The sequence below is a fragment of the Pseudomonas sp. GNP014 genome (assembly GCF_054344005.1).
The window spans coordinates 1,090,065-1,114,256 of sequence record NZ_JBTGUS010000001.1; the positions used below are offsets into that span (position 1 = coordinate 1,090,065).

Below are 24,192 nucleotides of genomic sequence, written 5' to 3' on the forward strand. Positions count from 1 at the left end.
AGCTGCAAGCGGCAAGTAAAAGCCGATCCGCTTTAGCTTGAAGCTTGCAGCTTGAAACTTGAAGCTGCGTTTAAGGACGCTCCGTGAATCAAAACTGGCATGGCACCCTGATTCGCCACATGCTGTTGCTGGTCACCGCCTGTCTGGTGATCGGCCTGATCAGCGGCTATTACGGCTGGAGCCTCGCTGCCGGCCTGGGTCTTTACCTGGCCTGGACGCTCAAGCAACTGCTGCGCCTGCACGAATGGCTGCGCCTGCACCAACCCGATGAAGCACCGCCCGACGGCTACGGCCTGTGGGGCGAGGTGTTCGACAGCATCTACCACCTCCAACGCCGCGACCAACGGGTGCGCGGGCGCCTGCAAGCGGTGATCGACCGGGTGCAGGAGTCCACCGCCGCGCTGAAAGACGCGGTGATCATGCTCGACAGCGACGGCAACCTGGAATGGTGGAACCGTGCCGCCGAAACCCTGCTCGGCCTCAAGACCCCGCAGGACAGTGGCCAACCGGTGACCAACCTGGTACGCCATCCGCGCTTCAAGGAGTACTTCGAGCAGGAAAGCTACGCCGAACCGCTGGAAATCCCCTCGCCGACCAACGATCGCGTGCGCATTCAGCTGTACCTGACCCGCTACGGCAACAACGAACACCTGATGCTGGTGCGCGATGTCACACGCATCCATCAGCTGGAACAGATGCGCAAAGACTTCATCGCCAACGTGTCCCACGAACTGCGCACGCCACTGACGGTGATCTGCGGCTACCTGGAAACCCTGCTCGACAACGTCGAGGACGTGAACCCGCGCTGGAGCCGCGCGCTGCAGCAGATGCAACAACAGGGCGGGCGCATGCAGACGCTGCTCAACGACCTGTTGCTGTTGGCGAAGCTGGAAGCCACCGATTACCCGTCGGACAACCAGCCAGTGCAGATCGACACGCTGTTGCAGTCGATCAAGAGCGACGCGCAACAGCTGTCCGGGCAGAAGAACCAGAACATCACCCTCGACGCCGACGGCAGAATCCTGCTCAAGGGCAGCGAGGCGGAACTGCGCAGCGCCTTCTCCAACCTGGTGTTCAACGCCGTGAAATACACCCCGGCCGAAGGCAACATCCGCATTCGCTGGTGGGGCGACGAGCAAGGCGCGCACCTGAGCGTGCAGGATTCCGGGATCGGTATCGACAGCAAACACCTGCCGCGCCTGACCGAGCGTTTCTATCGCGTCGACTCCAGCCGCAACTCCAACACTGGCGGCACCGGGCTGGGCCTGGCAATCGTCAAACACGTGTTGTTGCGCCACCGCGCGCGGATGGAGATCAGCAGCGTGCCCGGTCACGGCAGCACGTTCACCTGCCATTTCGCCCCGGCCCAGGTTGCTCAGGCACGGGCGATCAGCACTGCCGAGTAACGCCGGTCAGCACGCGCCACTAGGCAATCGCCAAGTCAGCCGCTACATTGGCTGACTTGCGTCTGCCTTTCAGGCGCGATTTTTTCTCTCTTACGAATCACACGGAACCCGCAAAACTCCATCATGGACCCTTCCCCTGGCTTGTCCCTCGCAACACTGTTCGCCGATTTCGGCATGATTCTTTTCGCTCTGATCCTGGTTTTGCTCAACGGCTTTTTCGTTGCGGCGGAATTCGCCATGGTCAAACTGCGCTCGACCCGGGTCGAGGCCATCGCCGACAAGAACGGCTGGCGCGGGCACATCCTGCGCACCGTGCACAGTCAGCTCGATGCGTACCTCTCGGCCTGCCAGCTCGGTATCACCCTCGCCTCCCTGGGCCTGGGCTGGGTCGGTGAGCCGGCGTTCGCGCACATTCTCGAACCGTTGCTGAGCGCAGTCGGCGTGCAATCGCCAGAGGTGGTCAAAGGCATTTCGTTCTTTACCGCGTTCTTCATCATCTCGTACCTGCACATCGTGGTCGGTGAGCTGGCGCCCAAGTCGTGGGCGATCCGCAAACCCGAGCTGCTGTCGCTGTGGACGGCGGTGCCGCTGTACCTGTTCTACTGGGCGATGTACCCGGCGATCTACCTGCTCAACGCCAGCGCCAACGCGATTCTGCGGATCGCCGGCCAGGGCGAACCCGGCCCGCACCACGAACACCATTACAGCCGCGAAGAACTGAAACTGATCCTGCACTCCAGCCGTGGTCAGGACCCGAGCGACCAAGGCATGCGCGTGCTGGCCTCGGCGGTGGAGATGGGCGAACTGGAAGTGGTCGACTGGGCCAACTCCCGGGAAGACCTGATCACCCTGGAATTCAACGCGCCGCTGAAAGAAATCCTGGCCATGTTCCGTCGCCACAAGTTCAGCCGTTACCCGGTGTACGACAGCGAGCGCCAGGAGTTCGTCGGCCTGCTGCACATCAAGGACCTGCTGCTGGAACTGGCGGCGCTGGATCACATTCCCGAGTCGTTCAACCTGGCTGAACTGACCCGTCCGCTGGAACGTGTGTCGCGACACATGCCGCTGTCGCAGCTGCTGGAGCAGTTCCGCAAGGGCGGCTCGCACTTCGCCGTGGTCGAGGAGGCTGACGGCAACATCATTGGCTACCTGACCATGGAGGACGTGCTGGAAGTACTGGTCGGCGATATTCAGGACGAACACCGCAAGGCTGAGCGCGGGATTCTGGCGTATCAGCCGGGCAAGCTGCTGGTGCGCGGCGATACGCCGTTGTTCAAGGTTGAACGCCTGCTGGGTATCGACTTGGACCACATCGAAGCCGAAACCCTCGCCGGGCTGGTCTACGAAACCCTGAAACGGGTGCCGGAAGAGGAAGAAGTGCTGGAAGTCGAAGGCCTGCGGATCATCATCAAGAAGATGAAAGGGCCGAAGATTGTGCTGGCCAAGGTGTTGATGCTGGATTGATTGCGGTTGCAGGGTAGCTTTTGTGGCGAGGGGATTTATCCCCGTTGGACGGCAAAGCCGTCCCGAAACCATTGAATGCATCCCCTCAGGGATCGCGCGAATGCCGGCTTCAGGGCCGCTACGCGCCCCAACGGGGATAAATCCCCTCGCCACCGTCGATCTCCACTGGATTTATTGCTTGCCCAACGCAAAGTTGGGCAACGCCCCCAGCGGCTGGTTGAACTGATACGGAATCGACACCAGCCCCGAGCCGTTGTTGCGCTGCACCACAAAGTGCAGGTGCGGGCCACTGCTGTTGCCGGTATTGCCCGACAGCGCCAGCGGACTGCCCACGGTCACCCGTTGCCCTTCGCGTACGCTTACCGACCCTTGCTTGAGGTGCAGATACACGCCCATGGTCCCGTCATCGTGCAGCACCCGCACGAAATTGCCGGAGGGATCCGTACCGCGCCCGCTCTGTGAGTTCTCGATTTTCACCACCACCCCGGCCCGCGCCGCGATGATCTGTGTGCCGACTGGCATGGCGATGTCCATCGCATAGCGGTTCTTTGGCCCGAAGTGGCTGTACTGGCCTTCAGCGCCCTGACTCAGGCGGAACGGCCCGCCACGCCACGGCAGCGGATAGCGATAGCTCTGCGCCGCGCCAGCGGGGTCGCCCAAGGCATACTGGAATTGCGGCGTATACACCAACGGCTTGCCGCCGGTAATCGCCGTCAGCAGCGCCAGCCGCGTGTTGCTGCGTGCCGGCAGCACCCTGCGGATGGTTTGCGCCGGCGCGCCCCGCACATTGCTCATGCCGGTAAACGCCAGTGCCACCTCGACCGGCGCGTACAGATCATTGCGTACGAACACCACGTCACCGCCCTTCTGCTTCTTGATGTCGAGATAGACCTGCCGCTCCAGGCGCTCGACCATGCGGTCCTGAAACACGAACACCTGCGAGCCCTTGCTCGGACGGTCGCTGTACGAGACCACGCCGTTGGCATCGGTGGATTTGTAGATCGTCATGGCCACAGCCGAGGTGGAGGCCACGAAAAGACCACAGAAAAACAGCAGGCGCGCGAGCATGGGCAAGAGTCTGTCGAAGTAAGGCCTGGAAATGAGCCTAGCAGCTCAGACAGACCAGGCTAGTCGACAGATGTTTCAAATTGGCCAGCGCAGGAGATGGGTGGTGCTTTTGATGACCCCATCGCCAGCAGCCTGGCTCCTACATTGGAATGCATTCCAGATGTAGGAGTGAGCCTGCTCGCGATAGCGGTGTATCAGTCGAAGAAGATCAAGCGCCCGGAACGAAGTGCTTCTGTGCCGTGCCGCGAGCGATCAGGCGGGAGATGTAGTCGAGCTTCTGCGCGTCCTGGTCGACGAAGCGGAAGGTCAGTTGCAGCCAGTCGCTGTCGGCTTTCTGCTCGTGGGCAACGATGGCGTGCAGGTAGCCATTGAGGCGGGCGATTTCGGCGTTGTCGCCCTGCTCCAAGTCGAGCACGGCGCTGTCGAGGATCTGCGGCAGGGTGTCGGTGCGCTTCACCACCAGCAACGCTTCCTTGATGCTCAGGGCCTTGATCACGCATTGCTGGTTGCCGCTCGGCAGACGCAATTGACCCTGGCCACGTCCGCCGGCCGGCGCTTTCGCGGCGGCCAGGGCCTGGACTGGCGGGCTGTTGAGCAAACCACGGGACGGCGCAGCAGCAGGCGCCGGAGCAGCGGCAGCAGGCTTGGCGAACGGGTTGACCGCAGCGGCTGCCGGAGCACCACCGACCACGGCAGGCTTGCCACCGGTCAATGCGCTCAGGGAGTCGTTGCCGAACGCCGAGTTCATCTTGGTCGGGGCGCTGTTCATCAGGGTGTCGAGCTTGCCGACTTTGTTCAGCGCCTGCTTGACCTTGGTCAGCAGTTGCTCGTTGGTGAACGGCTTGCTGACGTAGCCGGAAACACCGGCCTGAATCGCCTGCACGACGTTTTCCTTGTCGCCACGGCTGGTGACCATGATGAACGGCATGGTCTTGAGGTTGTCTTGCTCGCGGCACCAGGTCAGCAGTTCGAGACCGGACATTTCCGGCATTTCCCAGTCGCACAGGACCAGGTCAAACGCTTCCCTGGCCAGCATTGCCTGGGCTTTCTTGCCGTTGATGGCGTCCTCGGTGCGGATCCCCGGGAAGTAATTACGCAGGCACTTTTTCACCAGGTCACGAATGAACGACGCATCGTCCACGACCAACACACTGATCTTGCTCATCCAACACCCCTATAAAAATCCCGGCAAGCATAACGCTGGCTGATGGCACATTGCCAAAACTCTTCAGTCACGCCGGGACTTTTCGTTCGCGGGTGCTGCTTTTTAATTCGATTTTTTACTTGAAAGCCCTAAACAAAAACGCCCGGCCAAAGGGCCGGGCGCTTTTCTCAGGCAATCTTACTTATCGTCAGCAACGCCCGGAACATTAGCGGTTTCGCCGCTTGTGCCTTCAACTTCTTCTTTCATGCGCTTGAGGCCCATGTGACGCACGTCGGTGCCGCGCACCAGGTAGATCACCAGTTCCGAAATGTTGCGCGCGTGGTCGCCGATGCGCTCCAGCGAACGCAGGACCCAGATGATGCTCAGAACCCGCGAGATAGAGCGCGGGTCTTCCATCATGTAGGTCGCCAGTTCACGCAGGGCGGTCTTGTATTCGCGGTCGATGACTTTGTCGTATTGCGCCACCGACAGCGCCAGATCGGCGTCGAAACGGGCAAACGCGTCCAGCGCATCACGCACCATGTTGCGCACCTGGTCGCCAATGTGGCGAACCTCGACGTAACCGCGCGGCGCTTCGCCTTCCTCGCACAGCTGGATGGCGCGACGGGCGATCTTGGTCGCTTCGTCACCGATGCGCTCCAGGTCGATCACCGACTTGGAGATGCTGATGATCAAGCGCAGGTCGGACGCCGCCGGCTGCCGACGGGCGAGAATGCGCAGGCATTCTTCGTCGATGTTGCGTTCCATCTGGTTGATCTGGTCGTCGATCTCGCGCACCTGCTGAGCCAGGCCGGAATCGGCCTCGATCAGTGCGGTGACCGCGTCATTGACCTGCTTCTCGACCAGTCCGCCCATAGCCAGCAGGTGGCTGCGCACTTCTTCCAGTTCGGCGTTGAACTGCGCGGAAATGTGATGAGTGAGGCCTTCTTTAGAAATCATTGTTCGCTCCGCGAAAGTTGCAAGCTTCAAGCTGCAAGCTTCAAGCAGTTATGTATAAGTCCTGATATCGCACCGCATCTTTCTTGCCGCTTGAAACTTGCGGCTTGCAGCTGTACGGCTAGCCGTACCGCCCTGTGATGTAGTCTTCGGTCTGCTTCTTCGCCGGATTGGTAAACAGCGTGTCGGTGTCGCCGAATTCCACCAGTTTGCCCATGTACATGAACGCCGTGTAGTCGGACACCCGTGCAGCCTGCTGCATGTTGTGGGTCACGATGACGATGGTGAACTTGGACTTCAGCTCGTAGATCAGCTCTTCGACTTTCAGGGTCGAGATCGGGTCGAGGGCCGAGCACGGTTCGTCGAGCAGCAACACTTCCGGCTCAACCGCGATGGTACGGGCAATCACCAGACGCTGTTGCTGACCACCGGACAGACCCAGTGCCGACTCGTGCAGACGGTCTTTGACTTCGTCCCACAGCGCCGCGCCTTTCAACGCCCACTCGACCGCTTCGTCGAGAATGCGCTTCTTGTTGATGCCCTGGATACGCAGGCCGTAGACCACGTTTTCGTAGATGGTCTTGGGGAACGGGTTAGGCTTCTGGAACACCATGCCAACGCGACGACGCAGCTCGGCAACGTCTTCACCCTTGCGGTAGATGTTGTTGCCGTACAGGTTGATCGCGCCTTCGACACGGCAGCCATCAACCAGGTCGTTCATACGGTTGAAGGTACGCAGCAACGTAGATTTGCCGCAGCCCGACGGGCCGATGAAGGCGGTCACGCGCTGTTTCGGGATGTTCATGCTGACGTCGAACAGGGCTTGCTTCTCACCGTAGAACAGGCTCAGGCCCGGCACTTCGATGGCCACGGTTTCCTGTTCGAGGTTGAGGCTCTGCTTGTCGCGACCCAGGGCAGACATGTTGATGCCGTGGGTGTGTGTTTCGTGCTGCATGGTTCTCACTCCGTTCGTAGCTGCGAGCTTCTAGCTGCAAGCTGCAAGTTTGAGCAAAAGCGGCTTGTAGCTCGCCGCTTGTGGCTAATAGCTTTAGCTATCCAGTGCTTTGTATTTTTCGCGCAGGTGGTTACGGATATACACCGCCGACAGGTTCAACGTGGCGATCACCAGCACCAGCAACAGCGCGGTGGCATACACCAGCGGACGTGCCGCCTCGACGTTCGGGCTCTGGAAGCCGACGTCATAAATATGGAAGCCCAGGTGCATGATTTTCTGGTCCAGGTGCAGGTACGGGTAGTTGCCGTCCACCGGCAGCGACGGTGCCAGTTTCACCACACCCACCAGCATCAGCGGCGCCACTTCACCGGCGGCGCGAGCCACGGCGAGGATCATGCCGGTCATCATCGCCGGGCTGGCCATCGGCAGAACGATCTTCCACAGCGTCTCGGCCTTGGTTGCGCCCAGTGCCAGCGAGCCTTCACGAACGGTACGCGGGATACGCGCCAGACCTTCCTCGGTCGCCACGATCACCACCGGTACGGCCAGCAGCGCCAGGGTCAACGACGCCCAGAGCAGACCCGGTGTACCGAAGGTCGGCGCCGGCAATGCTTCGGGGAAGAACAGACGGTCGACCGAACCACCCAGCACGTAGACGAAGAAGCCCAGACCGAACACGCCGTAAACGATTGCCGGAACGCCGGCGAGGTTGTTCACCGCGATACGGATGATCCGCGTCAGGGTGTTTTGCTTGGCGTATTCACGCAGGTACACCGCCGCCAGCACGCCGAACGGGGTCACGATCATCGCCATGATCAGGGTCATCATCACGGTGCCGAAAATCGCCGGGAAGATCCCGCCTTCGGTGTTGGCTTCACGCGGGTCGTCGGAGAGGAATTCCCAGACCTTGCTGAAGTAGAAACCGATCTTGCTGAAAGTGCCCATGGCGTTCGGCTGGTAGGCGTGAACCACTTTGCCGAGGCTGATTTCGATTTCCTTGCCGTTGGCATCGCGGGCAGTCAGCGCGTCACGGTTGAACTGCGCGTGCAGGTCAGAGAGACGGGCTTCAATGTCCTGATAACGGGCATTCAGCTCGGCGCGCTCGGAGTCCATGTCCGCTTGCGCGGTGGCGTCGAGTTTGCCTTCCAGTTCCAGTTTGCGACCGTGCAGACGGATGCGCTCAAGGCCTGCGTTGATTGCACCGATGTCAGTTTTTTCCAGCGACTTCAGTTGCGTAGCCAGACCGTTTACACGGTTGATCCGCGCTTGCAGCTCAGGCCATGCTGCTTCGCCTTCGGCGATGACTTTGCCGTCCTGTTTGACGTTGACCAGGTAGCCGTAGAAGTTGCCCCACTCACGGCGCTCCAGCGCCATCAGCTCCGGCGGATTTTTCTGGTTGGTCAGCCACTCGCCGACGATCCAGGTGAAGTCGTTGCCATTCAAGTCCCGGTTACCGACCTTGATCAGCTCGCGGGTCATGAATTCCGGGCCCTGATCGGGCACCGGCAGGCCGGCGCTCTTCAAGCGGGCGCGGGGCACTTCTTCTTTCTGCACCACTTCGCCGATGACCAGGTGATTGGCCTGGCCCGGCACGTCGTAGCTGGCGTGGATCAGATCCGCCGGCCAGAAGTGACCCAGACCGCGCACGGCGATCACCGCCAGCAGGCCAATGGTCATGATGACCGCGATGGACACCGCGCCACCGCTGATCCAGACGCCCGGGGCGCCGCTCTTGAACCATCCATTCAGGGAGTTCTGTTTCACAGACTTCTACCTTTCTTAAAGCGACGAGTATTTCTTGCGCAGACGCTGACGAATCAGTTCTGCCAGGGTGTTCATGACGAAGGTGAACAACAGCAGCACCAGCGCCGAGAGGAACAGCACGCGGTAGTGGCTGCCGCCGACTTCCGACTCCGGCATTTCCACCGCGACGTTGGCGGCCAGGGTGCGCAGGCCTTCGAACAGGTTCATTTCCATGACCGGTGTGTTACCGGTGGCCATCAGCACGATCATGGTTTCACCGACCGCACGGCCCATGCCGATCATCAGCGCCGAAAAGATGCCCGGGCTGGCGGTGAGGATCACCACGCGGGTCATGGTCTGCCACGGCGTGGCACCGAGGGCCAGGGAGCCCAGGGTCAGGCCACGCGGTACGCTGAACACGGCGTCTTCGGCGATCGAATAAATGTTCGGGATCACCGCGAAACCCATGGCCAGACCGACCACCAGAGCGTTGCGCTGGTCGTAGGTGATGCCCAGGTCGTGGGAGATCCACATGCGCATGTCACCGCCGAAGAACCAGTTCTCCATGAACGGACTCATGTACAGCGACAGCCAGCCCACGAACAGGATCACCGGAATCAGCAACGCACTTTCCCAGCCATCCGGCACCTTGAGGCGGATCGACTCAGGCAGGCGGCTGAAGGTGAAACCGGCAACCAGGATGCCGATCGGCAACAGCATCAGCAGGCTGAAGATGCCCGGCAGATGCCCTTCCACATACGGGGCGAGGAACAGACCGGCGAAGAAACCGAGGATTACCGTCGGCATCGCTTCCATCAGTTCGATCACCGGCTTGACCTTGCGGCGCATGCCCGGGGCCATGAAGTAGGCGGTGTAGATTGCAGCGGCAACGGCCAGCGGTGCCGCCAGCAGCATCGCGTAGAACGCGGCTTTCAGGGTGCCGAAGGTCAGTGGCGAAAGGCTCAGTTTCGGTTCGAAGTCGGTGTTGGCCGCCGTCGATTGCCAGACGTATTTAGGCTCGTCGTAGTTCTCGTACCAGACCTTGCTCCACAGCGCGCTCCACGACACTTCCGGGTGCGGGTTGTCGAGCAGCAGCGGTTGCAGTTTGCCGCCGGCTTCGACGATCACCCGGTTGGCGCGCGGCGACAGACCGAACAGGCCCTGCCCTTCGGCCACGGGCTCGACCAGCAGCGTGCGGTGCGCAGTGCTGTGGAACACGCCGAGCTTGCCGGATGCATCGAGGGCAACGAAGCCTTTGCGGCGCTCTTCGGCAGTGATTTCAACGATCGGCGCAGTGCCCATCTGGAACGTGCGGATCTGCTTCAGGCGCAGCTCGCCATCGGTGTCACGGGCCATGAACCACTGGGCCAGGCCACCCTTGGAGTCACCGATGATCAGCGAGATACCGCCCACCAGCTGGGTGCTCGCAGTAACTTCGGCGTCAGCGTTTTCCAGCAGTTTGTAGCGACCGTTGAGGCTCTTGTCGCGCAGGCTGAACACGTCGGCCTGGGCACGCCCGTTGACCACGTACAGCCATTGCTGGCGCGGGTCGACGAAGATGTTTTTCACCGGCTCGGTCATCTGCGGCAGATCAATACGCTTCTGCTCGCTGGTGACTTCACCGGTCATCATGTTTTCTTCGCTGGTCAGCGACAGCACATTGAGTTGCGAACCGGTCGAGCCGACCAGCATCAGCGTCGAATCGGTGGCATTGAGGCTAACGTGCTCAAGCGCCCCGCCGTTTTCGTTCACCACGATCGGCGTGTTGCCGTACGGGTATTCGATGGCCGGGGAGATGGTTTTCTTGCCATCGGGGTAGCTGACTTTATAGGTGTGACGGAACACCAGCGCCTGACCGTTGGACAGGCCCACAGCCACCAGCGGATGACCTGGCTGATCTTCGCCGATGGAGGTTACGGTAGCGCCTGCCGGCAGCGGCAGATCGACGCGCTTCAATTCAGCGCCACTGTCGATATCGAAAAACAGCGCCTGGCCCTTGTCGGAAACGCGCATCGCCACCTGATTCTGCTCCTCGAGCGAAATCATCAGCGGCTTGCCGGCGTCCTGCATCCAGGCCGGGGTAATAGCATCTTTCGCGGTCAGGCTGGCACCCTGAAACAACGGGGCAACCACATAGGCGAGGAAGAAGAAAATCAGGGTGATGGCGGCCAGTACGGCAAGACCGCCGATCAGGACATACCAGCGGGTGAAGCGATCCTTGAGCGCGCGAATACGGCGCTTGCGTTGCAACTCAGGCGTATTGAAATCAATGCGCTTGGGGGGATTAGTAGTCATGTGGGAATTGGCCAGATCATTCATGCGCACACCCTAGCGATCCTGTATGACAGAAAGATGACAATGCAGTGACGCACCAAATCCACCGCCAACGGAGCTGGCAGAGGATCGAAAATTTGAGAGGTGTATAAAAGGCCGGTCTGCGGGCAGGTCCGGCCTTTCACCTGAGTCCGAAGGGGTTCACCCCGGACTCAATTTGTTACTTCTTGGCGACAGCGCCGCCTTCTTGCAGACCCAGGTCAGCCAGGGCTTTGGCAGCAACCTTGGCCGGCAGTGGGATGTAACCGTCTTTCACTACAACTTCCTGACCCTGTTTCGACAGAACCAGTTTCACGAACTCGGCTTCCAGCGGGGCCAGAGGCTTGTTCGGGGCCTTGTTGACGTAAACGTAGAGGAAGCGCGACAGCGGGTACTTGCCGTTCAGGGCGTTTTCTTCGGTGTCTTCGATGAAGTCAGTGCTGCCCTTCTTCGACAGCGCAACGGTTTTCACGCTGGCAGTCTTGTAACCGATGCCCGAGTAACCGACGCCGTTCAGCGAGGAGCTGATCGACTGCACGACCGACGCCGAACCTGGTTGTTCGTTGACGTTCGGCTTGTAGTCGCCTTTGCACAGGGCTTCTTCTTTGAAGTAGCCGTAGGTGCCGGATACCGAGTTACGACCGAACAGCTGCACCGGCTTGTTGGCCAGGTCGCCGGTCACGCCCAGGTCGCCCCAGGTTTTGACGTCGGCTTTGGCGCCGCACAGACGGGTGGACGAGAAGATCGCGTCAACCTGTTCCATGGTCAGGTGCTGGATCGGGTTGTCCTTGTGCACGAATACCGCCAGGGCGTCGACAGCCACCGGGATAGCGGTTGGCTTGTAGCCGTACTTCTGCTCGAAGGCCGCCAGTTCGGTGTCCTTCATCTTGCGGCTCATCGGGCCCAGGTTGGAGGTGCCTTCGGTCAGCGCAGGTGGCGCAGTGGCGGAGCCAGCGGCCTGAATCTGGATGTTGACGTTCGGGTATTCTTTTTTGTAGTTCTCAGCCCACAGGGTCATGAGGTTGGCCAGAGTGTCGGAACCAACGCTGGACAAGTTGCCCGAAACACCGGTGACCTTGGTGTAAGCCGGAATTGCCGGGTCAACGCCAGCGGCTACCGCGTGGGCAGTCGCAACGCCAGCAGCGACAAAAGTCATTGCCGCCATCAAACGCTTCAGTTTCATGCCTTACTCCTAGCAGATAGGGGGTGTTAATTCGGGGCCAAGTATTAGCAGGCCGTGTGAACACTCTATGGCTGAAATATGACAATTGGATGAAAGGCCAGCATCCGGTTTCTACTGAATGATTCGAGTGGTCCCAATCGCGAGCAGGCTCACTCCTGCAATTGAAATACATTCCAACCGTAGGAGTGAGCCTGCTCGCGATGGCGTCAGAACAGCCGCTGCAGAATCGGAATCAGCGGCCCTTCTTCCAGAGCCACGCCCCGACCAGAATCCCCATCGTGCAAAGGACGGCCACATAGTAGGCCGGCCCCATCGCGCTTTCTTTAAGCAACAGGCTGACCACCATCGGCGTCAGACCACCGAAGATCGCGTACGCCACGTTGTACGAGAACGACAACCCGCTGAAGCGCACCACCGGCGGGAACGCCTTGACCATCACGTACGGCACCGCACCGATGGTGCCGACCAGCAGACCGGTCAGGGCATACAGCGGGAACAGCCAGTTCGGGTGATCGGCGAGGCTGTGATAGAAGGTCCAGGAGCTGATCAGCAAGCCCAGACTGCCGAAGACAAACACCCGACCAGCGCCAAAACGGTCCGCCAGGGCACCGGAGATGATGCAGCCAACGCTCAGGAACACGATCGCCAGGCTGTTCGATTGCAGGGCCACCGTAGGCGAGAAGTGATAGACCGTCTGCAGCACGGTCGGCGTCATCAGGATCACCACGACGATGCCGGCCGAGAGCAACCAGGTCAGCAGCATCGAGATCGCGATCGCCCCGCGATGGTCACGCAGTACGGCACGCAGCGGCACTTCTTCAGCCAGCGCCTTGCGCAGTTGCAGTTCGGCGAACACTGGCGTCTCGTGCAGCCAGCGGCGCAGATACACCGAGAACAGGCCGAACACACCGCCAAGCAGGAATGGGATCCGCCAGGCGTAGTCCGCGACTTCCACCGGCGTATAAAGGCTGTTGATCGCCGTGGCGACCAGCGAACCGAGCAAAATACCGGCCGTCAGGCCGCTGGTGAGCGTGCCACAGGCATAGCCGATGTGCTTTTGCGGCACGTGTTCGGAAACGAAGACCCACGCCCCCGGCACTTCCCCGCCAATCGCCGCGCCCTGAATCACCCGCATCAACAGAAGAAGGATCGGTGCCCACAGGCCGATCTGCGCGTAAGTCGGCAGCAGCCCCATGATCAGGGTCGGCACGGCCATCATGAAAATGCTCAGGGTGAACATTTTCTTGCGGCCCAGCAGGTCGCCGAAGTGCGCCATGACGATGCCACCCAGCGGACGGGCCAGGTAGCCGGCGGCGAAGATGCCGAAGGTCTGCATCAGGCGCAGCCACTCGGGCATGTCGGCCGGGAAGAACAGTTTGCCGACCACGGTGGCAAAGAATACGAAGATGATGAAATCGTAGAACTCCAGCGCACCGCCCAGAGCCGATAGCGACAAAGTCTTGTAGTCATTGCGGGTCAACGGTCGTGCGGGTTGCTCGGGCTGCGCGAGGCTCGAAGGCGCTGTGGTCATGGCAAGGGCTTCTCTTATAGTCGGATCTGCCGCCACAACAACGCTGGCTGTGGCTTGGGCAGGTTCGGCACCATAGCAAATTGTTCGAAAAAGCACATAGAGGCGCGTATTTGACGGTCAAAATGAGAACCGGATGGTCGTCGCGGAGTCTACCGACCGATATACTCGCAACCTTGCTCCGGTTTGTAGGGGGTTGCTGTGCGAAAACGTCGTTGGTCGCCTTGGTGCGTGGATCCAGCCGCTTTCGCAGAGTTTCCCTTTAGGCGCCTATGGAAAACGTGACGAACGCAGTATGTTCGGTGCTGAATCGTTTTTCCTGAAGACGGCTACCACCAGCAATACCAACGAAGAGTCACGGGTCAGAGGCCCCCCCGGCATGATAGAGCTCGAACAAGAAGATCCGATCCCGCAAGGCGACCTGGCCCTGCAAATCACCGCACTTCCCCGCGAAACCAACGGCTTTGGCGATATTTTCGGCGGCTGGCTGGTGGCGCAGATGGATTTGGCCGGCACGGCGATGGCCAGCCGTGTGGCGGGCGGTCGCGTAGCGACAGTTGCCATTGATCGCATGGCGTTCCTCGTGCCTGTGGCCGTCGGCGCACAGCTGTCCTTTTATACCCAGACCCTGGAAATCGGCCGCAGCTCGATCCAGATGATGGTCGAGGTGTGGAGCGACGATCCGCTGTCCAGCGAGTGGCGTAAAGTCACTGAAGCGGTGTTCGTCTTCGTCGCCATCGACGGCAGCGGCCGCACCCGTTCGGTACCGCCACGCGCACGTTAAACCTCGCGACCGTTTTGCGGTCGATAGTCGTCCCAAGTGTCTGATCGAGAGTTGTCCCATGAACACGCCCAACGTTGAAGCCGTGAAACTGAATGAACTGAACTGCTGGCGCATCCGCCACGGTCAGGCCGAAGTGCTGGTGGCCCAGCAAGGCGCGCACATCCTCAGTTATCAGATCGACGGCCAGCCGCCGATCATCTGGCTCAACGACAAGGCTGTGTTCAAGACTGGCAAGAGCATCCGCGCCGGCGTGCCGGTGTGCTGGCCGTGGTTCGGCAAGTTCGAACGCAACCCGCAGAGCGTGCAGGCCATGTACACCGGTGAGCAACCGGCACCCGCGCACGGTCTAGTGCGGGCGATGGACTGGGCGTTGGGCGGCATCGAATCGGAGGCCGACGGCGTCAAGGTCGAGTTCAAGCTGCCCGACACCGAAGCTGGCTTGCCGGGCTGGCCGCATGAGGTCGACCTGACCCTGACCCTGCATTTGTCCGAACAACTGAGCTTCAGCCTGACCAGCCACAACCGTGGCAGTGACACCGTCAGCCTGAGTCAGGCGCTGCACACCTATTTCGCCGTCAGTGACGTGCGTAATGTGCACGTCGATGGCGTGGATGGCTTGAATTACATCGAGACGCTGGATGACTGGAAAACCCTCAGCCAGCAAGGCGATCTGCATTTTGCCGGTGAGACCGACCGCATCTACCTCGACGCTCCGCCGCAACTGAGCATCGTCGACCCGGCCTGGGAACGGCGTATTGTGCTGACCGCTACAGGTTCGCGCACGGCGGTGATCTGGAACCCGTGGATCGACCGCGCAGCGGCGTTGGCGGACATGGACAACGATGGCTGGCAGCGCATGCTGTGCATCGAGACGGCGAATGTGATGGATGACATCGTGAGCCTGGCGCCGGGCGCGAGCCACACCATGGGCGTCAGTGTCGGCAGCCAACCGCTTTAAGCTACACCCGATAAAACTGTGGGAGCGAGCTTGCTCGCGAAAGCGTCGTATCAGTCAACTTCAATGTGACTGAGAGATAGCATTCGCGAGCAAGCTCGCTCCCACAATTGTTTTGTATAGGTCCTACAGATCGGACTCCTGCACCACCCGCACCTTGTCCGCTTCCAGCGCATACGCCGCATCGGCCAGATCATTGCTGACCTTCTCGATCTTCAGCGTGCCGGTCACCCACAGCGGCGTGTAGATGTCATCGAGCTTCAAGCCTTTTGGATAACGCACCAGCACCAGTTGATTCGGCGGCGGTGGCGGCACGTGGATGCACGCGCCCGGATATGGCACGAGGAAGAACAGCGTGCTGCGGCCCTTGGCGTCGGATTCCAGCGGCACCGGGTAACCGCCAATGCGGATGTGCTTGTCGTTCATCGACGCCACGGTCTTGGTCGAATACATCACCGCCGGCAGGCCCTTGGCCTGTTTCATCCCGCCCTTCTCGGTGAAGGTGCCGGTGGCTTCCGGGGAGTTGTGGTCGATTTCGGGCATGGCCTCGAGGGCCTTTTGGTCCGACTTGGGCATCAGTTCCAGCCAGTCGGTTTCCGGCAGTTCGCCGGCGTGGGCCAAACCACTGCCCAGAATAAGGAGAGTCAACAGAAGACGGCGCATGAAGGTGCTCGGTCAAGAAAGGAAGGTACATTGAATCGCCGAGCATTCTAGCCCTCCCCGCCGCGCTGGCGGAGAGGACTTTGTCGCTTTGGATCAGTTCTTTCTGATCAGACCGTAGATCACCAGCAACACGATCGCGCCGACCAGCGCGCCAATGAAACCTGCGCCTTGACCGGCCTGATAGATGCCCAGAGCCTGGCCGCCATAAGTGGCTGCCAGCGAACCGCCGATACCGAGCAGGATGGTCATGATCCAGCCCATGCTGTCATCGCCCGGTTTCAGGAAGCGTGCCAGCAGGCCGACGATCAAGCCGATAAAGATGGTTCCGATAATTCCCATGGCATTTCCCTCTGAATAGTAGATATGCGAAGCCTAGTCAGACTTTGGCATCCTGCCATCAGAGAACGGCGGCCCCTGAATGGTTCCGCCGCTGCCAGATGAAACTGTCGTTACTCGGCGATCAGCGCTTCGACCTTGACGATCTGCGCCTGCAGCGTGGCCATGTCGGCGCAGCGCAGGTTGGCGTGACCGACCTTGCGCCCGGCCTTGAAGGCTTTGCCGTAGTGATGCAGATGGCAATCTTCGATGGCGATGACTTTCTCCACCGGCGGCACCACGCCGATGAAGTTGAGCATCGCGCTCTCGCCGACCTTGGCCGTCGAACCCAGCGGCAGGCCGGCCACGGCGCGCAGGTGGTTTTCGAACTGGCTGCACTCGGCGCCTTCGGTGGTCCAGTGCCCGGAGTTGTGCACGCGCGGGGCGATTTCGTTGGCCTTGAGGCCACCGTCGACTTCAAAGAACTCGAACGCCATCACGCCCACATAGTCGAGCTGCTTGAGGACGCGGCTGGAGTAGTCTTCGGCCAGGGCCTGCAACGGGTGATCGGTACTGGCCACCGACAGCTTGAGGATGCCGCTGTCGTGGGTGTTGTGCACCAGCGGGTAGAACTTCGTTTCGCCATCGCGGGCACGCACGGCGATCAGCGAGACTTCACCGGTGAACGGCACGAAGCCTTCCAGCAGGCAGGCAACGCTGCCCAGCTCGGCAAAGGTACCGACCACGTCTTGCGGCGTGCGCAGGACTTTCTGACCCTTGCCGTCGTAACCCAGGGTGCGGGTTTTCAGCACGGCCGGCAGACCGATGGAAGCCACGGCGGCCTCCAGGTCGGCTTGCGATTGAATGTCGGCGAAGGCCGGGGTCGGGATCCCCAGGTCCTTGAACATGCTCTTCTCGAACCAGCGGTCGCGAGCGATGCGCAGGGCTTCGGCGCTCGGGTACACCGGGACGAACTGCGAGAGGAACGCCACGGTTTCCGCCGGGACGCTTTCGAACTCGAAAGTCACCAGATCGACTTCGTCGGCCAGTTGCCGCAGATGATCCTGATCGCCGTAATCGGCCCGCAGGTGTTCGCCCAGTGCGGCCGCACAGGCGTCCGGCGCAGGGTCGAGGAAAGCGAAGTTCATGCCCAGCGGAGTGCCCGCCAGCGCCAACATGCGACCCAACTGGCCGCCACCGATTACACCGATCTTCATCTCAACAACCTCAGGCAATACGTGGGTCTGGATTGTCCAGGACGCTGTCTGTCTGCTCGGCACGGAAGGTTTTCAGTACCGCGTGGAACTGTGGATGCTTGGCACCGAGGATGCTCGCCGAGAGCAGCGCGGCGTTGATCGCGCCAGCCTTGCCGATGGCCAGGGTGGCGACCGGAATGCCCGCGGGCATCTGTACGATCGACAGCAGCGAATCGACGCCCGAGAGCATGGCCGATTGCACGGGTACGCCCAGCACCGGCAGGTGGGTCTTGGCCGCACACATGCCTGGCAGGTGGGCTGCGCCCCCGGCACCGGCGATGATCACCTCAATGCCGCGGCCTTCGGCCTCTTCGGCGTACTGGAACAGCAGATCCGGGGTGCGGTGGGCAGAAACCACCTTGACCTCGTACGGGATGCCGAGCTTTTCCAGCATATCGGCGGTGTGGCTAAGGGTGGACCAATCGGACTTGGAGCCCATGATCACGCCAACCAGTGCACTCATCGTCGCGCCTCTTCTCTCTGGGCGCCCGCAGGCGCGTCAAAAACAACAAGCCACGCAGATTGCGTGGCTTGATTGTACGAAAAATGGCCGGACGTACCGGCCGAAGGCCGCGCAGTATACCGCAAAGAAAGCAATAAACAGCCCCCTTCGCGACCATCTGTCATCTACCGCAAAAGCCCGGTTTTATTGACCTGAAGGTCAGCCGACAAACACCACAAATCCCTTGTGGGAGCGAGCTTGCTCGCGAAGAGGGAGTGTCAGGCAACATTGATGTTGTCTGGCACACCGCTTTCGCGAGCAAGCTCGCTCCCACAGGGGCTGCGGGTGGGTTCAAGAGTTTTGGGCAGCGCCGCCTTCAAGCTTGCGCCACAGCAGGCGCACGTTGGCTTTGCGCACCAGCGCGCAGCGGTATAAGCGGATCTCCAGCGGCACGTGCCACTGCGGGCCGCCGCAGACCACCAGTTCGCCGCGAGCCAGTTCGGCGCGCACACTCAGTTGCGGCACCCAGGCGATACCCAGCCCCTCTAGCGCCATGCTTTTCAGGCTGTCGGCCATGGCCGTTTCGTAGATCGTGGTGAAACGCAGCTGCCGCTGACGCAGCAAGCCGTTCACCGACCGCCCGAGAAATGCCCCGGCGCTGTAAGCCAGCAACGGTACGCTGGCGTCGCCTTCCAGATCGAACAGCGGCTTGCCCTCGGCATCCGCCGCACACACCGGCAGCATCTCGGTCTGGCCCAGGTGCAGCGACGGGAAAATCTCCGGGTCCATCTGCATCGCCGCGTCCGGGTCGTAGAATGCCAGCATCAAATCGCAGCCACCTTCGCGCAGCGCATGCACCGCGTCGCCGACGTTGGTCGCAACCAGCCGTGTGGCGATGTTCAAACCTTCGTTGCGCAGTTGCGCGATCCAGCGCGGGAAGAAGCCCAGCGCCAGCGAGTGCGCGGCCGCGACTTGCATCACTTCGCCCTGCCCGCCTTCCAGATGATGCAGGTGGCGCAGCACTTCACCGAGTTGCTCGACCACGGTGCGCGCGGTCACCAGAAACAACTGCCCCGCCGCCGTCAGTTCGACCGGCGTGCGCGAGCGATTGACCAGCGTCAGCCCCAATGCAGCTTCAAGGCTGCGGATCCGCCGACTAAATGCCGGTTGCGTCACGAAGCGCCGTTCGGCCGCTTGCGAGAAGCTGCGGGTGGCGGCCAGAGCACTGAAGTCTTCGAGCCATTTGCTTTCCAGATTCATCACGTCCTCCCGGACACGCACCAAAACGGGTCACACGTCTGCCGCGCACGCGGCGTCACACGGGCATTATGCCGAATGTGCATAGGGCAGTGCTGAACAGCATTGGCCCAAAAATCCCCACAAGCCTAGCATTCGCAGCGTTCCGGCACAGACCGGGTCCATATCGAGATGATTTCTATCATGTCCTCCGCTGCATCTTTCCGCACAGAAAACGACCTGCTTGGCGCCCTCGAAGTACCGGCTCAAGCGTATTACGGCATCCAGACCCTGCGAGCGGTGAACAACTTCCGTCTCTCCGGCGTTCCGATTTCGCATTACCCGAAACTGGTTGTCGGTCTGGCGATGGTCAAACAGGCCGCCGCTGACGCCAACCGCGAGTTGGGTCACCTGAGCGAAGCCAAGCACGCTGCCATCAGCGAAGCCTGTGCCCGATTGATCCGCGGTGATTTCCACGAAGAGTTCGTGGTCGACATGATTCAAGGTGGCGCCGGTACCTCCACCAACATGAACGCCAACGAAGTGATCGCCAACATTGCGCTCGAAGCAATGGGTCACCAGAAAGGCGAGTACCAGTACCTGCACCCGAACGACGACGTCAACATGGCGCAGTCGACCAACGACGCTTACCCGACCGCAATCCGTCTGGGCCTGCTGCTGGGTCACGACACCCTGCTGGCCAGCCTCGACAGCCTGATTCAGGCGTTCGCGGCCAAGGGCAAAGAGTTCGATCACGTCCTGAAAATGGGCCGTACCCAGCTGCAAGACGCCGTGCCGATGACCCTCGGCCAGGAATTCCGTGCCTTCGCCACCACCATGGGTGAAGACCTGGCCCGTCTGAAGACGCTGGCCCCGGAACTGCTGACTGAAGTGAACCTGGGTGGCACTGCCATCGGTACCGGCATCAACGCCGACCCGCGTTATCAAGCGCTGGCGGTACAGCGTCTGGCACTGATCAGCGGTCAACCGGTAGTGCCGGCGGCCGACCTGATCGAAGCGACTTCCGACATGGGCGCCTTCGTGCTGTTCTCCGGCATGCTCAAGCGCACTGCGGTCAAGCTGTCGAAGATCTGCAACGACCTGCGCCTGCTGTCCAGCGGCCCGCGCACCGGCATCAACGAAATCAACCTGCCAGCGCGTCAGCCAGGCAGCTCGATCATGCCCGGCAAGGTCAACCCGGTGATTCCGGAAGCCGTTAACCAGGTGGCCTTCCAGGTCATCGGTAACGATCTGGCGCTGACCATGGCAGCCGAAGGCGGCCAACTGCAGCTGAACGTGATGGAGCCTTTGATCGCTTTCAAGATCTTCGACTCGATCCGCCTGCTGCAACGCGCCATGGACATGCTGCGCGAGCACTGCATCGTCGGCATCACCGCCAACGAAGCCCGCTGCCGCGAACTGGTCGAACACTCGATCGGTCTGGTCACCGCGCTGAACCCGTACATCGGCTACAAAAACGCCACCCGCATCGCCCGTATCGCCCTTGAAAGCGGCCGCGGCGTGCTGGAACTGGTGCGCGAAGAAGGTCTGCTCGACGAAGCCAGTCTCGCCGACATCCTGCGCCCGGAAAACATGATTGCTCCGCGTCTGGTTCCGCTCAAAGCCTGAGCCGACGCGTTACGTGTAGCACCGCTCACCAGGTCGAGGGACTAGACACCTCTCACCTTTTGAGGGCTTGGGGATTTGTCTCCAAGCCCTTTTTTTTAACTGTTGGAAAGGACAAATGTCTTCTGTAGGAGTGAGCCTGCTCGCGCTGAACGATTACGCGGTGAGCCTGCAAAACCGCAGCGTCTGCATCGCGAGCAGGCTCACGCCTACAAAAGCCCGGCGCCGGTAACGCCGGGTGTTTCAAAGCTTCGTTTCGTCGCTTGCACCACAACCGTGCAGACGGGCGCCGCACTGATCGGTATAGTGCCGCCCCTCTTCGCGTGAGCGGTCGTCGGTAACGAGGCCATAACCCATGCGAAACCCGAACTAATAACAAACCCGCGAAATAGCTCCGGGACGAAACCATCGCCTCTCCTGTCGTGCCGCGTGCACACCGGCGTAACACGATGTTTCCGACCGTCCAGCATTTGCTCACACAAAAAACAGCGAGGAAAAATCCATGCTCGAAGTCATTAACGACTTCCTCTCAGGGAAAGTACTGATCGTGCTCATTGTCGGGCTCGGTAGTTACTTCACGATTCGCTCGCGTTTCGTTCAACTGCGGCACTTCTTCCACATGTTCGCGGTGTTCCGCGACAGCCTGAAAAGCAGCGGCGGGCAACTCAGCTCGTTCCAGGCCCTGATGCTCAGCCTTGCCGGCCGTGTCGGTGCAGGCAACATCGCCGGTGTCGGCATCGCCGTGACCCTCGGTGGTCCGGGTGCGGTGTTCTGGATGTGGGTGACCGCACTGGTCGGCATGTCCAGCAGCTTCTTCGAATGCACCCTGGCTCAGGTGTACAAGCGCGCCGATGGCGACGGCCTGTACCGCGGCGGCCCGGCCTACTACATCCAGCACGGCCTGAAACTCAAAGGCATGGCGGTGGTGTTCTCGATCCTGCTACTGGTCACCTACGGCTTCGCCTTCATTGGCCTGCAGTCCTACACCGTGACCCACTCGCTGCAGAACGCCTTTGCCTTCGACCCACGCCAAACCGGTATCGTCCTGGCGGTGCTGCTGGCCATCACCTTCATCGGCGGCATCAAGCGTATCGCCGCAGTGTCTGACCTGCTGGTACCGGTCAAGACCCTGGCCTACATCGGCGTGACCCTGTACGTGATCGGCACCCAGATCGAACACGTGCCAGCCATGCTGGAAACCATCTTCAAGAGCGCCTTCGGTCTCGACCCGGCCTTCGGCGGCCTGCTGGGCAGCGCCATCGTCATGGGCGTGAAGCGTGGCGTGTTCGCCAACGAAGCGGGCCTGGGCAGTGCGCCGAACGTCGCTGCAGTGGCCTCCGTCAAGCACCCGGGCGCTCAGGGCGTGGTTCAGGCCTTCAGCGTGTTCCTCGACACTTTCGTGATCTGCACCTGCACCGCGCTGCTGATCCTGTTGTCGGGCTTCTACACCCCGGGCTTCGAAGGTGACGGCATCGTCCTGACCCAGAACTCGCTGGCCGCCGTGGTCGGTGACTGGGGCCGCATCTTCGTCAGCGTCGCGCTGTCGCTGTTCGTCTTCACCTGCATCCTCTACAACTACTACCTGGGCGAGAACAGCCTGCAGTTCCTTACCCGCAACCGCGCCGCACTGATGATTTTCCGCGGTCTGGTCCTGGCGCTGGTGGTATGGGGTTCGATGCAGGACCTGTCGACCGTGTTCGCCTTCGCCGACATCACCATGACCTGCCTGGCCTTCGTCAACCTGATGGCCTTGGCCATGCTGTTCAAGGTCGGCATGCGCGTGATGCGCGACTACGACGAGCAGCGCCGCGCCGGCGTCAAGCAGCCCGTGTTCGACTCCAGCAAATTTGCCGATCTGGACCTGGACCTGAAAGCCTGGCCGACCGACGCGCCAGCCGCCGGCAAGACCGACGTCGAGCCGCAAGGCGTGCCTGCAGCGCAACGCTGACAGGTGAATGACGGGCGCATCCCCTGCGCCCGTCAGTTATTGTGATGCAATAACTTGTAGGCGCGAGCCTGCTCGCGATAGCGGTTGATCAGTCAACATTAATGTTGAATGGGATGCCCCCTTCGCGAGCCGGCTCGCTCCCACAAGGACCTCATCCTTTCGGAGAATCCCCATGAATTCGTCGACCTACCCCGCCGCTCAACACGTCATGGTGCTCTACACCGGCGGCACCATCGGCATGCAGGCCAGTGCCAACGGCCTGGCTCCGGCGTCCGGTTTCGAAGCCCGCATGCGCGACTACCTGCACAGCCAACCCGAGCTAGTGGTGCCGCAGTGGCGCTTCCGGGAAATGTCGCCGCTGATCGACAGCGCCAACATGACCCCGGCCTATTGGCAGCAACTGCGTGAAGCGGTGGTCGATGCCGTGGACGTGCAAGGCTGCGACAGCGTGCTGATCCTGCACGGCACCGACACCCTGGCCTACAGCGCCGCCGCGATGAGTTTCCAGTTGCTCGGCCTCCACGCACGCGTGTGCTTCACCGGCTCCATGCTGCCGGCGGGCGTCACTGACAGCGACGCCTGGGAAAACCTCAGTGGCGCGCTGGTCGCCCTCGGCCAGGGCCTGGCGCCAGGCGTGCACCTGTACTTCCACGGCGAACTGCTGGCCCCGACCCGCTGCGCGAAAGTACGCAGCTTCGGCCGGCATCCGTTCAAGCGCCTGGAGCGTCAGGGTGGCGGCGTGAAAGCTACGGCGATCCCCGCAGCGCTGAACTACAACCAGCCCAGACAACTGGCGAATGTCGCGGTGCTGCCGCTGTTCCCCGGCATCAGCGCCGGGATTGTCGACGGCCTGCTCGACGGCGGCATCCAGGGCCTGGTGCTGGAGTGCTACGGCAGCGGCACCGGTCCGAGCGACAACGCCGAGTTCCTCGCCAGCCTCGGCCGTGCGCGGGATAAAGGTGTGGTGGTGGTCGCGGTCACGCAGTGCCATGAAGGCGGCGTCGAGCTGGACGTTTACGAGGCCGGCAGCCGCTTGCGTGGCGTGGGCGTGTTGTCCGGTGGCGGCATGACCCGCGAGGCGGCGTTCGGCAAGTTGCAGGCGCTGCTCGGTGCCGGTCTGGAAACGGCTGAAGTGCGGCGTCTGATCGAACTCGACCTGTGTGGCGAACTGATCTGACACAACGCAATACCCTGTAGAAGTGAGCC

At 61.2% G+C, this 24,192-nt stretch carries 20 protein-coding genes; 7 read left to right on the plus strand and 13 right to left on the minus strand.

Features of this window, described 5'->3' with window-relative positions; genetic code table 11:
• Nucleotides 1–119: 119 nt before the first annotated feature.
• Nucleotides 120–1,406 (plus strand): phosphate regulon sensor histidine kinase PhoR, encoded by a 1,287-nt coding sequence (gene phoR / locus ACXX9E_RS05105; protein ID WP_189655731.1) that lies wholly within the window; start codon nt 120–122, stop codon nt 1,404–1,406.
• A 123-nt stretch (nt 1,407–1,529) separates the two neighbouring features.
• A complete protein-coding gene (locus tag ACXX9E_RS05110; RefSeq protein WP_123469940.1) occupies nt 1,530–2,870 on the plus strand; it encodes a hemolysin family protein in 1,341 nt (446 codons plus the stop codon).
• A gap of 171 nt (nt 2,871–3,041) precedes the next feature.
• Here the strand turns inward: ACXX9E_RS05110 and ACXX9E_RS05115 are convergent, their stop codons facing one another.
• The 8 genes from ACXX9E_RS05115 to ACXX9E_RS05150 all read right to left on the minus strand — a co-directional run bounded on the left by ACXX9E_RS05115 (nt 3,042) and on the right by ACXX9E_RS05150 (nt 13,764).
• Complete coding sequence (locus ACXX9E_RS05115; RefSeq protein ID WP_128613623.1) at nt 3,042–3,938, minus strand: peptidoglycan DD-metalloendopeptidase family protein; 897 nt, start codon at nt 3,936–3,938, stop codon at nt 3,042–3,044.
• Between the two features lie 208 nt (nt 3,939–4,146).
• Nucleotides 4,147–5,103, minus strand: coding sequence for a response regulator (locus ACXX9E_RS05120; RefSeq protein ID WP_458555115.1), 957 nt, complete (start codon nt 5,101–5,103; stop codon nt 4,147–4,149).
• Nucleotides 5,104–5,280: 177 nt separating this feature from the next.
• Nucleotides 5,281–6,042, minus strand: coding sequence for a phosphate signaling complex protein PhoU (gene phoU, locus ACXX9E_RS05125; protein WP_123469945.1), 762 nt, complete (start codon nt 6,040–6,042; stop codon nt 5,281–5,283).
• Nucleotides 6,043–6,160: 118 nt separating this feature from the next.
• Nucleotides 6,161–6,994, minus strand: coding sequence for a phosphate ABC transporter ATP-binding protein PstB (gene pstB, locus ACXX9E_RS05130; RefSeq protein WP_123469947.1), 834 nt, complete (start codon nt 6,992–6,994; stop codon nt 6,161–6,163).
• A gap of 93 nt (nt 6,995–7,087) precedes the next feature.
• A complete protein-coding gene (gene pstA / locus ACXX9E_RS05135) occupies nt 7,088–8,758 on the minus strand; it encodes a phosphate ABC transporter permease PstA (RefSeq protein ID WP_123469949.1) in 1,671 nt (556 codons plus the stop codon).
• 15 nt (nt 8,759–8,773) lie between these two features.
• Nucleotides 8,774–10,807 (minus strand): ABC transporter permease subunit, encoded by a 2,034-nt coding sequence (locus tag ACXX9E_RS05140; RefSeq protein WP_177490388.1) that lies wholly within the window; start codon nt 10,805–10,807, stop codon nt 8,774–8,776.
• A 424-nt stretch (nt 10,808–11,231) separates the two neighbouring features.
• Nucleotides 11,232–12,233 carry a phosphate ABC transporter substrate-binding protein PstS gene (locus ACXX9E_RS05145; protein ID WP_128613619.1) on the minus strand — a complete coding sequence of 334 codons (1,002 nt, stop codon included), beginning with the start codon at nt 12,231–12,233 and terminating at the stop codon, nt 11,232–11,234.
• Nucleotides 12,234–12,465: 232 nt separating this feature from the next.
• A complete protein-coding gene (locus tag ACXX9E_RS05150; RefSeq protein WP_123469955.1) occupies nt 12,466–13,764 on the minus strand; it encodes an MFS transporter in 1,299 nt (432 codons plus the stop codon).
• A 376-nt stretch (nt 13,765–14,140) separates the two neighbouring features.
• Between ACXX9E_RS05150 and ACXX9E_RS05155 the strand changes: the two genes are divergently transcribed.
• The gene (locus ACXX9E_RS05155) at nt 14,141–14,545 is read left to right on the plus strand and encodes an acyl-CoA thioesterase (RefSeq protein WP_003229628.1); all 405 of its coding nucleotides are present in this window, start codon (nt 14,141–14,143) and stop codon (nt 14,543–14,545) included.
• A 58-nt stretch (nt 14,546–14,603) separates the two neighbouring features.
• Entirely contained in the window at nt 14,604–15,503 is a 900-nt protein-coding gene (locus tag ACXX9E_RS05160) for a D-hexose-6-phosphate mutarotase (protein ID WP_458555116.1), read from the plus strand.
• Between the two features lie 123 nt (nt 15,504–15,626).
• On the opposite strand, the gene ACXX9E_RS05165 is transcribed toward ACXX9E_RS05160, so the two are convergent.
• The 5 genes from ACXX9E_RS05165 to ACXX9E_RS05185 all read right to left on the minus strand — a co-directional run bounded on the left by ACXX9E_RS05165 (nt 15,627) and on the right by ACXX9E_RS05185 (nt 19,436).
• The gene (locus ACXX9E_RS05165) at nt 15,627–16,163 is read right to left on the minus strand and encodes a DUF3299 domain-containing protein (protein ID WP_186743876.1); all 537 of its coding nucleotides are present in this window, start codon (nt 16,161–16,163) and stop codon (nt 15,627–15,629) included.
• A 93-nt stretch (nt 16,164–16,256) separates the two neighbouring features.
• Nucleotides 16,257–16,502 carry a GlsB/YeaQ/YmgE family stress response membrane protein gene (locus ACXX9E_RS05170; RefSeq protein ID WP_123469959.1) on the minus strand — a complete coding sequence of 82 codons (246 nt, stop codon included), beginning with the start codon at nt 16,500–16,502 and terminating at the stop codon, nt 16,257–16,259.
• A gap of 110 nt (nt 16,503–16,612) precedes the next feature.
• The gene (locus ACXX9E_RS05175; RefSeq protein WP_123469961.1) at nt 16,613–17,695 is read right to left on the minus strand and encodes a 5-(carboxyamino)imidazole ribonucleotide synthase; all 1,083 of its coding nucleotides are present in this window, start codon (nt 17,693–17,695) and stop codon (nt 16,613–16,615) included.
• Nucleotides 17,696–17,705: 10 nt separating this feature from the next.
• Nucleotides 17,706–18,197, minus strand: a complete 492-nt coding sequence (gene purE, locus ACXX9E_RS05180) for a 5-(carboxyamino)imidazole ribonucleotide mutase (RefSeq protein WP_007954291.1) — start codon at nt 18,195–18,197, stop codon at nt 17,706–17,708.
• A 330-nt stretch (nt 18,198–18,527) separates the two neighbouring features.
• Nucleotides 18,528–19,436, minus strand: a complete 909-nt coding sequence (locus ACXX9E_RS05185) for a LysR substrate-binding domain-containing protein (protein WP_123469962.1) — start codon at nt 19,434–19,436, stop codon at nt 18,528–18,530.
• Between the two features lie 180 nt (nt 19,437–19,616).
• On the opposite strand from ACXX9E_RS05185, the gene aspA reads away from it, so the two are divergent.
• From aspA to ACXX9E_RS05200, 3 genes are all read left to right on the plus strand, one after another.
• Nucleotides 19,617–21,041, plus strand: coding sequence for an aspartate ammonia-lyase (aspA, locus tag ACXX9E_RS05190; RefSeq protein ID WP_123454738.1), 1,425 nt, complete (start codon nt 19,617–19,619; stop codon nt 21,039–21,041).
• 499 nt (nt 21,042–21,540) lie between these two features.
• A complete protein-coding gene (locus tag ACXX9E_RS05195) occupies nt 21,541–22,986 on the plus strand; it encodes an alanine/glycine:cation symporter family protein (protein WP_128613616.1) in 1,446 nt (481 codons plus the stop codon).
• Nucleotides 22,987–23,158: 172 nt separating this feature from the next.
• The gene (locus ACXX9E_RS05200) at nt 23,159–24,163 is read left to right on the plus strand and encodes an asparaginase (RefSeq protein ID WP_186743873.1); all 1,005 of its coding nucleotides are present in this window, start codon (nt 23,159–23,161) and stop codon (nt 24,161–24,163) included.
• Nucleotides 24,164–24,192 lie beyond the last annotated feature (29 nt).